General features: G+C 46.6%; 3 protein-coding genes. All 3 read left to right on the forward strand.

Annotated elements, in window-relative coordinates; all coding sequences use genetic code 11:
• The first annotated feature begins 231 nt into the window (after positions 1-231).
• The 3 genes from NDI33_RS17475 to NDI33_RS17485 all read left to right on the forward strand — a co-directional run bounded on the left by NDI33_RS17475 (position 232) and on the right by NDI33_RS17485 (position 17327).
• Positions 232-5709, forward strand: coding sequence for a non-ribosomal peptide synthetase (locus NDI33_RS17475; RefSeq protein WP_190677434.1), 5478 nt, complete (start codon positions 232-234; stop codon positions 5707-5709).
• Positions 5702-10348, forward strand: a complete 4647-nt coding sequence (locus tag NDI33_RS17480) for a type I polyketide synthase (protein ID WP_190677436.1) — start codon at positions 5702-5704, stop codon at positions 10346-10348. The genes NDI33_RS17475 and NDI33_RS17480 overlap by 8 nt, the downstream gene beginning before the upstream one ends.
• A gap of 295 nt (positions 10349-10643) precedes the next feature.
• A complete protein-coding gene (locus tag NDI33_RS17485) occupies positions 10644-17327 on the forward strand; it encodes a non-ribosomal peptide synthetase (protein ID WP_190677438.1) in 6684 nt (2227 codons plus the stop codon).

Genomic DNA, 17327 nt, shown 5'->3' on the forward strand with positions numbered 1-17327 from the left:
GATTTGTGAGGTTTTTTGCCCTGCCGAGGGTTCCTAAAACTCCCAAAAACGTCGATTTAACAGCAAATACAGATGAAGCGCTCAGTTTTTAATCCAACCACCCGGATTGGAGCTAGAGATGGGCGGTTTCCGTTCGGCAATGCGAATCTTTGACGAGAGAGTTTGAACTAGAGAGTTTGAACTTTGTGGTCGGATTCAACAGTTCAGGGTTGAAAAAGCAGAAAAAGTAACATGGTCGATTTTTGCCAAGATTTTCCAGAAAACCCGTCCAAGAAAATTGCCACTCTAGCAGACATTCTGCGCTACAGAGCCGTAAACGAACCGGAAAAACTGGCGTTTACCTTCTTGCAGGATGGGGAAACACCAGGCGAGAACCTGACTTATCGAGAGTTGGATCGGCGCAGTAGAGCGATCGCATCCCAGCTGCAAGGGATGGGTTTAAGTGGCGAACGTGCCTTATTGCTTTATCCACCGGGTTTGGATTATCTAGCAGCATTTTTCGGTTGTTTGTATGCAGGCGCGATCGCCGTTCCCGCTTATCCGCCTCGCAACCAACGCAACACGCCGAGAATTCAAGCAATTTTGCAAGATGCACAGGCGAAAATCGCGCTCACCACAACAGCGATTTTTGCGAAAGTGCGATCGCTTCTGGCTCAAAAAACTGACCCAAATGACATCCAGTGGCTAACTACGGACAACTTACCCAATGGCATCGAAGAGAATTGGGAACTGCCAAGCATTCATCAAGACACATTAGCTTTTCTGCAATACACCTCCGGTTCTACAGGAACGCCGAAAGGAGTCATGCTCACTCATGGCAACCTACTGCACAATGCCGCCATGACTTACCGGCTCATGGAACATTCGCCCAGTAGCAAATTTGTCTCCTGGCTGCCGATATATCATGACATGGGACTTATCGGCGGCGTCCTGCAACCCTTGTATGGCGGGTTTCCTTGCTACTTAATGTCACCCGCATCTTTTCTGGTGAGTCCGTATCGCTGGCTGAAAGCGATCTCCGATTACCAAGGGACTACCAGCGGTGGCCCGAATTTCGCTTATGAACTGTGCGTTCAGAAAATTACACCTGAGCAAAAAGAAACCCTTGATTTAAGCAGATGGAGTGTCGCTTTTAACGGTGCAGAACCCATCCGCCAAGATACTTTAGAGCGGTTTGCAGATGCCTTTGCTTCCTGCGGCTTTTTAAAAACAGCTTTTTATCCCTGTTACGGGATGGCGGAGGCAACCCTAATCGTTTCTGGTGGTGTTAAGGCAGCGGTTGCGGTAACGAAAACTGTTCAAAAAACGGCACTAGAACGCAACCAAGTCATTGATGCTAATGATGACGACAATTTCCAGCCTCTGGTCGGTTGCGGGAACGCCTTACCAGAACAGGAGATTGTTATTGCTAATCCTGAAACTTTAACCCGATGTGCGCCAGATGAAATTGGTGAAATTTGGGTTTCAGGTCCTAGTGTCGGTCACGCCTATTGGAATCGACCAGAGGAGACGGTGCAAACCTTCCGCGCCTCCCTGGCAGATACGGACGGAAAGCCTTTTTTAAGAACAGGCGACTTGGGCTTTTTGCACAATGGCGAACTGTTCATCACAGGTCGAGCCAAAGATTTAATTATCATCCGGGGTCGCAACCTCTATCCCCAAGACATTGAACGAACGGCAGAATGCAGCTATCCAGGATTGCGTTCTGGCAGTGGTGCAGCTTTTGCGGTAGAAGTCGGCAATGAAGAACGGCTTGTCGTGGTGCAAGAGGTAGAATTTCGCGCGAAACCGAATGTTGAGGAAGTCACCGCCGCCATTCGTCAGGCAGTTGCAGAAGAACATGAGATACAAGTTTATGCGGTCGTTCTGATTAAAGGTGGCAGTATTCCCAAGACTTCCAGTGGGAAGATTCAACGCCGCGCTACTCGTGCGGAGTATCTTGCAGGTGAATTGGATGTTATTGGTAGCAGTATTTTAGAGAATTCCTATCCTGTCGAAAATGAAGATAATCTCACCCGCGAGGAGTTGCTGGCTGTTGAGTCGGAAGAACGTCAGCAGCGATTAGAGGCTTATCTGCAAAGGCAAGTGGCGCGGGTACTGGGTGTTGCGTCGTTTGAATTAGATTTTGGGAACGAACCGCAGAGTACGCAGAGAACGCAGAGGAAGAATCATCGAGGAAATATTAGTATTGAGCAGCCTTTGAGCCGTTTTGGTCTCGACTCGTTGATGGTTTTCGAGTTGAAGAATCGGATCGAGGTTGATTTGGGGATAGCTGTATCCATCGCGGATTTGTTCGAGGGAGTTAGCATTACCCAACTGGCAACGCAGATACTCGACCAACTGACTCAGGCGGTTCCGTCTGCATCGATACCTTTGTGCAGAGTTGAGAAAACTACTGACGAGCATCCGCTTTCTTTTTCTCAAGCTAGATTGTGGTTTGTCAATCAACTGCAACCAGGAACTCCGGCTTACAACATTCCCATTGCGGTTCGCCTGACAGGACGGTTGGATGTGCCAGTGCTGGTTCGTAGTATTCACGAAATTATCCGGCGACACGAAATCTTGCGGACAAGCTTTGCCCTAGTGGAGGGCGAACCCGTGCAAGCGATTTCTGGGGAAAGCTGCGTCACCTTAAATTTACCAGAGGTGGATCTGCGGCAATTGCCCGATGCTGAGAGACAAGCGCAAGCGCAACAATTTGCGATCGCAGAGGCTCAAACGCCCTTCGATTTGGCACAAACCCCGTTATTCCGGGCAAAACTGCTGCATCTAACCGCAGAAGAGTCGATGCTACTGCTGACGCTGCACCACATTGTTGCTGATGGTTGGTCGGTTAAAGTTTTCGTCCGAGAATTGACAGCACTTTACGAAGCTTTCTCGACCGGAAAGCCTTCGCCACTTGCTGAACTTCCCATCCAATATGTTGATTATGTCGATTGGCAACAACGATGGTTCTCTGGTGAGAAGCTAGAAACTCATCTGAATTATTGGAAGCAGCAGTTAGGGGGAGAACTTCCAGTATTAAAGTTGCCAACTGACCGGGCGCGATCGCCAATTCAGACTTTTCGGGGGGCGCAGCAGAAGTTAGTGCTGCCCAAAGCATTGACTGAGGCAATCAAAATGCTAGGTCAGCAGGAGGGTGTCACCTTATTTATGACCTTGCTGGCGGCGTTTCAGACGTTGCTTTACCGTTATTCAGGACAGGAGGACATTTTAGTTGGTTCGCCGATTGCCAACCGCGATCGCGCTGAACTGGAATCCTTGATTGGGTGCTTTGTCAATACCTTGGTGTTGCGTACCGATTTGGCAGGAAATCCCAGCTTTAAAGAATTGCTGGGACGGGTGCGAAAGGTGGCAATTGATGCGTATGTTCACCAAGATTTGCCTTTCGAGAAGCTGGTGGAATTACAGTCGAGTCGGGATCTGAGCTATAACCCGATATTTCAGGTAATGTTCGTCCTCCAGAATCCCGCATTTTCGACGGTTTCGTTACCAGAGTTAACTTTAAAAACTTCAGAAGTTGATAGCGGAACCGCGAAGTTTGATTTATTCCTATCGATGATAGATACGGAACAGGGATTGAGCGGGACGCTGGAATACAACACCGATTTGTTCAACGCGGACACCATCACCCGAATGTTAGGGCATTTCCAAACCTTACTGGAAGGAATTGTTGCCGATCCAGAGCAGTGTTTATCAGATTTGCCGCTATTAACTGCATCTGAGCGTCATACTTTGCTGGTGGAGTGGAATGACACTCAAGTTGATTACCCCCAAAAGTGTATCCATCAACTATTTGAGCAGCAGGTAGAAAAGACACCGGATGCGATCGCATTAATCTTCGACAATATAGAGACGGGATTCATCGAGTCTCTAACTTACCGCGAGTTAAATAACCGAGCGAACCAGTTAGCTCACCACCTGCAACAGATGGGCGTACAGCCAGATGTTTTGGTTGGCATCTGCATGGAGCGATCGCTGGAAATGGTAGTCGCTCTTTTAGGCATCTTAAAAGCGGGTGGTGCTTATGTACCTCTAGACCCTACGTATCCGAAAGAGCGCTTAGCGTTTATGTTGGCAGATGCCCAAGTGTCACTACTGCTAACTCAACAATATTTGGTTAATCAATTACCGCAACATCAAGCGATTATCTGTTTAGATACCGACTGGGAAACGATTACCCAAGAGGGTACAGAAAACCCTCTTTCATCTGCTACACCAGAGAACTTGGCTTATGTAATTTACACCTCCGGTTCCACAGGAAAGCCCAAGGGAGCGATGAACACCCACCTGGGGTTAAACAATCGCTTGCTGTGGATGCAAGACACTTACCAATTAACAACAACCGACCGAGTTTTGCAAAAGACTCCCTTCGGCTTTGATGTGTCAGTTTGGGAATTTTTCTTGCCTTTGTTAACGGGTGCTAGTCTCGTTTTAGCCAAACCAGGTGGTCATCAAGATAGCGGTTATTTAGTCCAACTGATTTCCCAGCAAAGAATCACGACACTGCACTTTGTCCCCTCCATGCTGCAAGTATTCTTAGAGGAGTTAAGTGTAGTAAAATGTAACAGTCTTAAACGGGTATTTTGTAGCGGTGAAGCTCTGCCTTTTGATTTGCAAAAGCGCTTTTTTATCCGTCTAGGTGCAGTAGAATTACATAACCTTTACGGGCCGACAGAAGCGGCAATCGATGTTACTTTTTGGGCTTGCCAGCGTAACAGCCAACGGCGAATTATTCCTATCGGTCGTCCGATTGCCAATACGCAGATATATCTCTTAGATTCACATTTAGAACCTGTCCCGATTGGCGTTCCGGGCGAGTTACACATTGGCGGTTTTGGCTTAGCTAGAGGTTATCTGAATCGACCAGAGTTGACCCAAGAGAAGTTTATTCAGAATCCTTTTAAAGACGTAACCAACGAGCCTTCTGCCCTCGTGGGGAAGGGGGAGAGCCGCCTTTACAAAACCGGAGATTTAGCCCGCTATTTGCCAGATGGCAACATTGAGTTTTTGGGGAGAATTGACCACCAAGTAAAAATTCGGGGTTTCCGTATCGAATTGGGAGAAATTGAGGCGGTGTTGTTACAACATCCCCAGGTGCGAGAAACGGTGGTGCTTGCCAGAGAAGATATGCCCAACGACCGCCGCTTAGTCGCTTATGTAGTTCCGAATCACGATGCTGAACTTTCGATTAATGAATTGCGCGATCGCTTAAAACAAACTCTTCCTGAATACATGGTGCCTTCGGCTTTCGTATTCCTAGAGACTTTGCCGCTGACACCCAATGGAAAAGTCAATCGTCGCGCCTTACCTGTTCCGGAAAATCAGCGTTTAGAGTTAGCAGTTTATCAACCTCCCCAATCGGAGATTGAAAAAACAATTGCGACTGTTTGGCAAACGGTACTGAACTTAGAGAAAGTCGGGATTCACGATAATTTCTTTGATCTCGGGGGACATTCATTACTGATGCTTCAGGTGAATCACAAACTGCAAACAGTTTTTAACCGAGAGATATCAGTCGTTACTTTGTTTCAAAACCCAACCATTTATTCGCTGGTGCAATATTTAAGCCAACAACAGCCTGCTTTTGAAGAGATGCGCGATCGCGAAGTTGGACGCGATAGTGTCCAGCGCGCTCGAAAGCAAATAGAGGCTATCAATCGCCAAAAAGAATTATTGAGCAAGCAAGGTAGAAAGACTCATGGATAGCGCTACAAATTACGATTCTCTGGAAGGCATTGCCATTATCGGCATGAGTGGGCGCTTTCCCGGTGCTAAGAATGTCGAAGAATTTTGGCAAAATTTACGCGATGGAGTCGAATCAATTTCGGTCTTCATCAATGAAGAATTAACAGCTTCTGGAATCGCTCCAGAGTTACTCGATAATCCCAATCATGTAAAAGCTGGTGCCGTATTAGAAGATGTCGAGTATTTTGACGCTTCCTTCTTTGGATTTAACCCCAAAGAAGCGGAAATGACCGACCCGCAACACCGGGTATTTTTAGAGTGTGCTTGGGAAGCGCTGGAAAATGCTGGTTACGACACCCAAAGATGTGAAAGTCGCATTGGCGTTTATGCAGGTGCCAGCCTGAATAATTATTTATCTTTTAATTTAAATCGCGACCAAATTGGGTCGGCGGACAGTTTCCAAAAGTTGATTAGCAACGATAAAGATTTCCTCACGACTCGCGTTTCTTACAAATTAAATCTTAAAGGGCCAAGCCTGACCGTTCAAACAGCTTGTTCTACTTCATTAGTGGCGACAACTCTGGCTTGCCAAAGTTTATTAAATTACCAATGCGATATGGCGTTGGCGGGTGGAGTTTCGATTCGGGTACCGCAAAAAACCGGCTATCTATATCAAGAAGGGGGAATTTTATCTCCGGATGGTCATTGCCGCGCCTTTGATGCTGATGCACAGGGAACCATTATTGGGAATGGTGTGGGAGTGGTCGTTTTAAAAAGATTAGAGGATGCGATCGCAGATGGCGACTGCATTCATGCGGTCATTGAAGGTTCGGCGATTAATAACGATGGTTCTGAGAAAGTCGGGTATACAGCACCCAGCGTCAACGGACAAGCAGACGCGATCGCAGAAGCACTGGCGCTAGCTGGAGTCGATCCGGAAACTGTCACCTATATCGAAACTCACGGAACCGGAACCACGTTAGGCGATCCGATTGAAATTACCGCACTTTCTAACGTTTTTCGTGCCAATACCGAGAAAAAAGGCTTTTGTGCCATCGGTTCCGTCAAAACCAATATCGGTCATCTGGATGCAGCAGCAGGAGTTACGGGACTAATTAAGACGGTTTTGGCGCTGAAACACAAGTTAATTCCACCCAGCCTAAATTTTCAACAGCCAAATCCTGAGATTGATTTTGCCAATAGTCCCTTTTACGTCAATACCCAGCTGACGGAATGGAAGGCAAGTGCAACGCCGCGCCGCGCCGGAGTCAGTTCTTTGGGGATTGGTGGCACCAACGCCCATGTCGTTCTCGAAGAATTCCCGATGGCAGCGTCTGGAACTTCTCGCCCCTGCCAATTGATAATGCTTTCCGCCAAAACGGAATCGGCACTGGAGACGGCTACGGCAAATTTGGCGGCTCACCTCAAGCAGCACCCCGATCTCAATTTGGCGGATGTTGCTTACACCCTGCAAGTAGGTCGTCGGGCTTTTGAACATCGCCGGATCTTGGTTTGCCAGACGGTTGAGGAGTTAGTAAACCAATTGGAAACCCCTGATCCTCAAAAAGTTTTAACTCACTTCCAAGAGCCTACTGAACGCTCCATCGCCTTCATGTTTCCCGGACAGGGAGCGCAGTATGTGAATATGGGGCGGGAATTCTACCAGACTGAGCCGATATTTAGCGAACAAGTAGACCGTTGCGCTACCCTTCTTCAACCTCATATCGGGATGGATTTGCGATCGCTACTTTATCCCAACCAGGCGAATCCTGAAGCCGCCGCAGAAAAACTCAAACAAACCTGCTTTGCGCAACTCGCATTGTTTGTAATTGAGTATGCCTTAGCTCAGTTGTGGATGTCGTGGGGCATTTCTCCCCAGGCGATGATTGGTCACAGCATTGGCGAATATGTAGCGGCTTGCCTTGCGGGTGTCATGTCTGTTGAAGACGCTTTAGCTTTGGTGGCGATTCGTGGGCGACTGATGCAGCAAATCTCAGCCGGGGCAATGCTTGCCGTTTCATTGCCAGAAGCAGAAATTCAAAGCCTACTGAATGAGAATTTATCTTTAGCCGCCAGTAATGCCCCTTCTTTGGGCGTCGTTTCCGGAACCCTTGACGCGATAGACGCAATTGAAGCGCAACTCACAGCAAAAGGTGTCGAGTGTCGGCGTTTGCATACTTCTCATGCCTTTCATTCCCAGATGATGGATTCTCTATTAGAGCCATTCATTGAAGAAGTGAAAAAAGTTAAACTGAATCCTCCTGAGATTCCCTTTATCTCCAACGTTACGGGAACTTGGATTACAGCAGAAGAAGCGACAGATCCTAATTACTGGGCGACGCATTTACGGCAGACAGTACGCTTTTCTCAGGGAATCTCTACCTTACTACAACAGCCAAATCGCATCCTCTTAGAAGTGGGTCCGGGGCGTAGTTTATGTACCCTTGCCAAACAGCATTCCGATGAAGCAATCGGGCAAGTGGTATTGCCTTCGTTACGCCATCCCCAAGAGCAAAACTCAGATATCGCCTTTTTCCTCGATATCTTAGGGCGGCTTTGGCTAGCAGGAGTTTCGGTGGATTGGTCTGCTTTTTATGCTGGCGAACACCGTCACCGCGTGCCTTTACCGACTTACCCGTTTGAACGTCAGCGCTACTGGATTGAACCTCAAACCCAAGCCCCAGAAACCCAAGCCCCAGCATCCAGTACAGGTGAAAGCAAGCCAGGGAAATCCAATATCACTGACTGGTTTTATGTTCCTTCCTGGAAGCAAATTCCCCTGGTCAAAACGAGAGAGATTTCGTCTGCGTGTTACCTGATTTTTGTGGATGAGTGTGGAATCGGTTCTCAAATTGTCAACCGATTGCAACAAGTTGGACAAGATGCGATTTCTGTCCGGGTTGGAGAGCAATTTAAGCAACTTGATAGCAACGCTTACACGATTAATCCAGCTTGCCAGGATGATTATTACGCCTTGATTCAAGCCGTGCGGGAACAAGGGAAAGCCCCGAATGCGATCGCGCATCTCTGGAGTATCACCCAATCACCGCCTCAGTCCTTGGAAACCAGCCAAAATCTCGGTTTCTACAGTCTGATTTATTTAGCGCCAGCGCTAGGACAACAACCCGTTAGCAATTCCATTCAACTTCTAGTTGCCAGTAACAATCTTCATGACATTATTGGCGATGAGCTATTGTGTCCTGAAAAAGCAACCATCATCGGTTCATGCAAAGTTATTCCTCAAGAATATCCTCACATCAATTGTCGTCAAGTTGATGTGGCGCTTTCGGAATCAGGAACCAACAACTTAGTAGAGCAACTGTTCGCAGAACTAAGGGCAGATTCAAAAGACTCGATGATTGCCTACCGTGGCAATCACCGCTGGGTTCAGACATTTGAGCCAGTCCCGCTAGAAAAAGCTAGCCAAACCCGGTTACGACAAGAGGGAGTCTACCTGATCACAGGCGGCATGGGAGGGATGGGCTTAGTCTTCGCCGAATACCTCGCCAAGACAGTACAAGCCAAGTTAATTCTAATCGGACGTTCTGCACTGCCTGCAAAAGAGCAGTGGCAGCAATGGCTAGCAACCCATGATGCGCTCGATCCTACCAGCCGTAAGATTCAGAAATTGCAGGAATTAGAAGTATTAGGTGCTGATGTCCTGGTAGTTGCTGCCGATGTTGCGAATGATGAACAAATGCAGAATGCGATCGCGCAATCCCTAGAACGCTTTGGTGAGATTCACGGGGTTATCCACGCTGCCGGAGTTGCGGGTGGTGGCATGATTCAACTCAAAACACCAGAAATTGTTGAGAGTGTTTTTGCTCCTAAAGTGATGGGAACTTTGGTACTAAATGATGTCCTCAAGGATGTCAATTTAGACTTCGTGGTTCTCTGTTCATCTCTTAGCTCAATCCAAGGCGGATTTGGACAAGTAGACTATAGTGCTGCCAATGCCTTTTTGGATGCCTTTGCTCACCGCAATCCTTTTAAATCCGCTCATACAATCTCGATTAACTGGGATGCGTGGCAAGAAGTTGGCATGGCGGTGAATACTGCCGTTCCTGAAAAGCTCAAACAGTGGCGGGAAGAAAGTCTGAAAAATGGAATTTTATCCGCAGAAGCGGTGGATGTCTTGAGCCGAATTTTGGAAAATTCCCTTTCTCAAGTTATCATTTCAACGCAAGATTTGTCAGATGCAATTGAGCAGACTAATAACTTTAATTCATCAATTTCTGCCGCCCAAGAATCAGAGAATTTTAGTCAATTATCGACAACAAGACATCCCAGACCCCTGCAAGCAAATGCCTATGTTGCTCCTCGCAATGAGATTGAGCAAGGTATTGCTAATATCTGGCAAGAACTGATAGGACTTGAAAAAGTGGGAATTTACGATAACTTCTTTGAGTTGGGCGGACATTCTTTACTGGCTGTACAAACGATTTCCCGGCTGCGTGAAACTTTCCAAGTGGAATTACCGTTGCGGACTCTTCTATTTGAAGCTTCTACAGTCGCTGAACTCGCTACTTTCATTGCCGAAAAGCAGCCTAATCTAGAACAAATGGCGGAGATTGAGAAGATGTTAGCGGAGGTGGAAAATCTCTCTTTGGATGAAATACAAGCGCTGGTTGCTAAAGAATCACAAGCAAGCTTTCGTTAGCAAGCATAAAAATTAGATCGGTTATATCTGATTTGCGAACATTATCTTTGTGAACGAACCGCCAAGACGCAAAGAGCGCCAAGGAAGAGAGGAAGAGAAATGGAAAATCTTACAAATTGTTTATGGTGCTATATAGCAATCCTATTTGATTCGCGAACTCATCTTCTCTCTTCTTCTCTTTCCTCTGCGCCCTCGGCGTCCTCTGCGGTTCGTTAAAAAAATCTCACGAATCAAATGGGATTGCTATATACTCTCAGTTCTTTCTCTAGCACTAAGCTTTTATGGGTAATTAATTATGAATAATATTTCTCAAAGAATTGCTGGTTTATCTCCGGAACAACGGGCGCTACTGGAACTTCGGCTCAAACAAAAGGGTTTGAGTTCTGTTAAAAATCACTCGATTACTCAACGAAAAGATTCCAAATTGTTGCCTTTATCTTTTCATCAACAACGGCTGTGGGTTCTTCATCAGCTAGAGCCAGCTAGCCCTATTTACAATGTCCCCATCGCTATCCGATTGACAGGATTTTTAAATGTAAAAGCACTAGAAAAAAGTCTAAATAAAATTCGACAACGGCACGAAGTTCTGCAAACCCGTTTTATGGCGGTGGGGGGAGAACCCGTGCAGGAAAAATTTTCAGATTTGGTGTTAAATCTGCCCGTAATTGATTTGCGGGATTTGCCTGAAAACGAAGGGCAGCAGGTGTTAGAAGATGCGAAAAAAGAGGAAGCACAACGTCCTTTCGACCTATCCCAGGAACCACTGCTGCGAGTGAAGCTGTTGCATCTGAGTGAGGCAGAACACCTGATGTTGTTCACGATGCACCACATTGTTTCTGATGGTTGGTCTCGTGGTGTGATTATTCAAGAATTGGCAGCATTGTATGAAGCTTTTTGTCAAGGAAATCCCTCACCTTTACCTGAACTTCCAATTCAGTATGCCGACTTTGCGGCATGGCAACGACAGCAGCTTGTGGGAGAAGTTCTAGAAACTCAGCTTAACTACTGGAAGCAGCAATTAACGGGTGCTTCCCCAATTCTGGAACTGCCTACAAATAGACCGCGACCAACTGTTAATACTTTTAAGGGCGCTAGGCAATTTTTCACCATTTCCCAACCGCTTGCCTTATCGCTGAGAACGTTGAGTCAGCAGTCAGAAAGCACGCTGTTTATGACGCTATTAGCGGCTTTTAACACGCTGCTTTACCGCTATACGGGGCAGGAAGACATCTCGATTGGCACTCCCATGACCAATCGTAGCCAGAGGGAAACGGAGAATCTGATTGGGTTTTTTGTCAACACGCTAGTTTTACGCACGCTGCTGTCTGAAAACATAAGTTTTCGAGAATTGCTGGCGAGGGTGCGAGAAGTGGCGCTACAAGCCTATGCTCACCAGGATCTGCCCTTTGAAAGGCTGGTAGAGGAACTACAGCCAAGTCGCGATCGCAGTTATGCACCCCTGTTCCAGGTGATGTTTGCCCTCCATACTGCCCCTAAAACAGCCTTACAGTTACCAGGTCTGAGTTTGAGTCTGGTGGAGGTGGAAACTGGCACTGCTAAGTTTGATTTGACGCTAGAGATAACGGATACCGAACAAGGACTAACAGGGTCATTAGAGTACAACACTGACTTGTTTGATGAAGCCACGATTACTCGGATGCTGGGGCATTTTCAAACGCTGCTGGAAGGTATTGTGGCGAATCCCGATCGGCGTTTGTCGGATTTGCCCTTATTGATGGAGGCTGAAAGATATCAGTTGTTGGTGGAGTGGAATCAGACTCAGACTGATTACCCTGCCGATAGCTGCTTTCATCAATTGTTTGAACAGCAGGTCGAGAAAACACCGGATGCGATCGCGCTAACCGCACGCTCCGCGAACGCGCTCACATTTGAAGAGCAACATCTCACCTACAAACAATTAAATGAACGTGCGAACCAACTGGCGAATTATCTGCAAAAACAGGGGATAACAACCGAATCTCTGGTTGGCATCTGTGTAGAACGCTCTTTGGAGATCATGGTCGGACTCATCGGCATTCTCAAGGCAGGGGGAGCTTATGTGCCGTTAGACCCCTCCTATCCCCAAGAGCGCCTATCTTTCATGCTGTCTGACGCTCAGATGCCCGTGTTGTTAACTCAACAGCATTTAATCGAAAAGCTACCTCACCACACCGCTAAAGTTATTTGTTTAGATGCAGAGTGGGATTGCATTGCTCAAGAAAGTATAGCCAGTCCAGCCAGAGAAGTTAACGCCGATAACCTCGCTTACGTCATCTATACTTCCGGTTCCACGGGTAAGCCAAAAGGAACCTTGATTCCCCATCGAGGGCTGGTTAATTACTTAAGTTGGTGTTCGCAAGCTTACGCTGTCGAAGCTGGGAAAGGCGCTCCAGTTCACTCTTCTCTGAGCTTCGATATGACGATTACCGGATTATTTTCACCTTTATTAGTGGGGAATCGGGTAATCTTGCTTTCTGAAGCGCAGGGTATCGAAGCTCTGAGTATTGCGCTGCGTCAAGGTGGTGACTTTAGTTTAATTAAAATCACCCCGGCTCAGTTGGATTTGCTGCGCCATCAGTTAGTACCTGAGGAAGTCGCAGGTCGAACTAGAGCCTTTATTATTGGCGGCGAAAATCTTTTAGCTCAAAGCGTTGCGTTTTGGCAAAAGTTTGCTCCGGATACTGTGTTGGTAAATGAATATGGCCCGACAGAAACGGTTGTTGGTTGTTGTATTTATCAAGTTCCTTTAGGCAAGCATCAATCTGGATCAATTCCGATTGGTCGTCCGATTGCGAATACGCAACTTTATATTTTGGATCGGCATCTGCAACCTGTCCCGATTGGCGTAATTGGTGAGCTACATATCGGCGGTGCAGGAGTGGCGAGAGGGTATTTAAATCGTCCTGAATTGACAGCAGAGAAGTTTATTCCCAATCCGTTTGAGAACCTAACCCCCCAACCCCCTTCCCTGCGAGGGAAGGGGGAGTCCGGCTCCCCTCTCCTAGCAGGAGAGGGGCTGGGGGAGAGGTCGCGCCTTTATAAAACGGGGGATTTGGCGCGTTACCAAGCTGATGGAACGATTGAGTATTTGGGAAGATGCGATCGCCAAATCAAGCTCAGAGGTTTTCGGATTGAACTAGAAGAAATCGAATCGGTATTAGCACAGCACCCCCAAATTCGAGACGTGGTGGTGCTAATTCGGGAAGATGAAGCGGGATCTAAATTGGTGGCTTATCTGGTTCCCAACTCAACAGCAGTCCCCACCGTTAGCGAATTGCGCTCTTACTTACAACAGAAACTGCCAGAGTATTCGATTCCATCTGCCTTTGTGACTTTGGAATCTTTACCGCTCACTCCCAACGGCAAGATAGATCGGCAAGGATTGCCGTCTCCGGGGGTATCCAGACCTAACTTAGACGATGCGTTTGTGGCACCTATAACGCCCGCAGAGCAGGTGTTAGCGGAAGTTTGGCGCGAAGTTCTCAAGCTGGAGCAAGTTGGCATCCACGACAACTTCTTTGCTTTGGGTGGAGATTCGATTCGCAGTATACAAGTGCGATCGCTTGTACAAAACCGAGGCTTAAATTTCTCTCTACAACAACTCTTCCAATATCAGACGATTTCTGAACTCGCACCACATCTAGAAGCGAGTGAAATTGAAAAGACTGCTCCCGTTGCACCTTTTAGCCTGATTTCGGAAGCAGATCGCCAAAAATTACCCAATGGAATTGAGGACGCCTATCCCCTCACCAAGTTGCAAGCGGGGATGCTGTTCCATAGCGAATACAGCCCAGAAACAGCAGTTTATCACGACATTGTAAGCTTCCAGGTGCAAGCAACTTTTGACCTCGAAGCACTGCAAACAGCGATTTACCATTTAGTCAGTCGTCATGCAGTGTTACGCACCGGCTTCGATTTAACTAGCTTTAAGGAACCCCTGCAACTTGTTCATCACACAGTTAAAATTCCTCTGCAAGTAGAAGATTGGAGCCATCTTTCTGACACTGAACAAGCAGACGCACTCACGAATTGGTTTGAAATTGAAAAAAGCCGAAATTTTGATTGGACTCGTCCTCCCCTCCTGAAATTTCAGGTACATCGCCGTAGTGAGTCAACATTTCAACTCACTCTCAGCTTTCACCATGCTATTCTCGACGGCTGGAGCGTAGCTTCTTTATTCTCCGAGTTGTTTCAACAGTATTCTGCGTTGCTGAAAGGTGAAAAAGGTTTGGCAACGCCATCACCTGTTAGTAATTTCCGGGATTTCGTATCTTTAGAACGTCAAGCGATCGCTTCCGAAAAATGTCGCAGCTTTTGGAGCGAAAAGTTAAAAGACAGCACGATTACTAAACTGCCTCGCTGGCTTCCTCCCGCTGAAGAAACGCATCCAAAGAAATCCTGCGCGGAGGAAATTTTCCTCTCTTCTGAGACTTCCGCAGGTTTAAAGCAACTCGCTGAATCCGCAGGCGTTCCCCTAAAAAGTGTTCTGCTTGCAGCACACCTGCGAGTATTAAGTTTATTGAGCGGTCAATCAGCCGTTTTAACTGGCTTAGTCTCTAATGGCAGACTAGAAAAAGAAGATGGTGAAAAGGTTCTAGGACTTTTCCTGAACACGCTGCCATTTCGCCAAGAATTGCCAGGAGGAACATGGATAGATTTAATAAAACAAACTTTTGCTTCTGAGCGGGAATTGCTACCTTTTCGCCGCTATCCCCTGCCAGAGTTGCAGAATGTTTTAAATAGAGAATCGCTTTTTGAAACAGCTTTCAACTTTACGCATTTTCATGTTTATGAAAGTGTTTTAGGTCTGGCAAGCATTGAGATATTAGACGCAGCCTTTTTTGAAGAGACAAACTTTGCTTTAATTGCTAATTTTGTCTTGAATCCGGTCAGCGATCGCGTTCAAGTCAAGCTGGAATATCAAGCATCATTTCCTCTACAAGAAAGAGAGGCGATTAGGGGATATTACGCTAAGACTCTTGAAGTCATGGCAAGCCAACCTTCGGCACGTTATGAGTTCTCCACTCTGCTTTCTGAGCAAGAACAACATCAGTTACTCGTAGCATGGAACGACACTCAGGTTGACTACCCTAAAGATGCCTGTTTTCATCAACTATTTGCCGCTCAAGTAGAGAAAACACCAGATAATATTGCTGTTGTTTTTGAAAGCAAACAATTAACTTATCAAGAATTAAATCAACAAGCCAACCAAGTAGCGCATTGCTTGCAAAAGCTAGGCGTAGAACCAGAAGTTTTGGTTGGTATTTGTATGGAACGCTCCCTAGAAATGGTGGTGGGACTACTTGGCATTCTCAAAGCGGGTGGAGCTTATGTTCCTCTCGACCCTTCTTATCCTCCAGAGCGCCTAGCTTTCATGCTGTCAGATTCTCAAGTAACCGTACTATTAACTCAACAGCATTTAGTTGAAAATATTCCCAAACACAATGCTCAAGTTTTATGCCTCGATGCAGATTGGGAAAGCATTGCCCAAGAGAGCTTAGAAAATCCTTCTAGCAGTGTAAATGCGGGAAATTTAGCTTACGTTATTTACACCTCTGGTTCCACAGGAACTCCCAAAGGAGCAATGAATACCCATCGCGGTATCTGCAATCGCTTACTGTGGATGCAAGATACTTATCAACTAACACAAACTGACCGAGTTTTACAGAAAACTCCCTTCAGCTTTGATGTTTCTGTATGGGAATTCTTTTGGCCTTTGATAACGGGTTCTCGTCTGGTTGTCGCTAAACCAAGAGGGCATCAAGATAGCGCTTATTTAGTGGAGCTGATTGCTGTTGAGCAAATCACTACCATTCATTTTGTGCCACCAATGCTTCAGGTTTTTTTAGAAGAATTGGAAGTGCAAAAATGTCAATGTCTCAAACGAGTGATTTGCAGTGGTGAGACTTTATCTTCCGAACTTCAGCAACGCTTTTTTGCCCGGTTGGATGCCGAATTACACAATCTTTATGGCCCAACGGAAGCAGCCATTGATGTTACTTATTGGGCTTGTCAACGGCAAAGCGAACTCCCTGTCGTTCCGATTGGTCGCGCGATCGCCAATACTCAACTTTATATCCTCGATAGGCACCTGCAACCTGTCCCAGTCGGTGTGGCTGGGGAACTCCACATTGGCGGCGTTGGCTTAGCGCGAGGCTATCTCAATCGTCCTGATTTGACACAACAGAAGTTTATTCCTAATCCGTTTAAAAACCTAACGATTCAGCCCCCTTCCTTAGCAGGGGACTCTTTGGGGGAGAGTCGCTTATACAAAACTGGAGATTTGGCGCGTTATCTACCTGATGGCAACATTGAGTTTCTCGGAAGGATTGACAATCAGGTAAAACTGCGGGGTTTCCGCATCGAACTGGGAGACATTGAAGCAGCGCTAATGCAGCACCCAACTATTCGAGAAACAGTAGTTTTGTTGCGGGAGGATAACCCTGGTGACAAGCGTTTAGTCGCTTACATTGTGCCGAAAGAACAAGCACCCAGTATTCACGATCTACAGGACTTTTTGAAGCAGAAACTGCCGAGTTATATGGTGCCATCTGCATTTATGTTTTTAGAGGCGTTACCTTTAACTGCAAATGGCAAAATCGAGCGTCGAGCATTACCTGCACCGGAAAATCTATCTTTATCAAAAGTTGCTTATATAGCTCCCCGGAATCCAGTTGAAGAAAAACTAGCGCAACTTTGGACTGAAGTTCTCGACCTTGAGCGGGTAGGTATTCACGACAACTTCTTTGAGTTAGGTGGTAACTCTTTAGTAGCAACCCAACTGATTTCTAAGGTGCGCCGCACATTTCAAGTAGAAATTCCTTTGCGAAATCTATTTGAGTTGCCAACAATTGCTGGACTTGCTGAAAGCATTGCCCAAACTAAAGAGAGTAACGCTGATGCTCAGGAAGCGGCGATTCAGCCAATTTTCAGAACGGCTCGACGCGGTTCCCATAATCAATCAAAAAAGGGAGAGTAA

It is taken from the genome of Trichocoleus sp. DQ-A1, assembly GCF_039961955.1.
In the GTDB taxonomy this organism is placed as follows: domain Bacteria; phylum Cyanobacteriota; class Cyanobacteriia; order Cyanobacteriales; family FACHB-T130; genus FACHB-T130.

Excerpts from the sequence above, each read along its gene's own strand:
- NDI33_RS17475 (WP_190677434.1), top strand. The coding sequence starts at position 232 with ATGGTCGATTTTTGCCAAGATTTTCCAGAAAACCCGTCCAAGAAAATT.
- NDI33_RS17480 (WP_190677436.1), top strand. The coding sequence starts at position 5,702 with ATGGATAGCGCTACAAATTACGATTCTCTGGAAGGCATTGCCATTATC.
- NDI33_RS17485 (WP_190677438.1), top strand. The coding sequence starts at position 10,644 with ATGAATAATATTTCTCAAAGAATTGCTGGTTTATCTCCGGAACAACGG.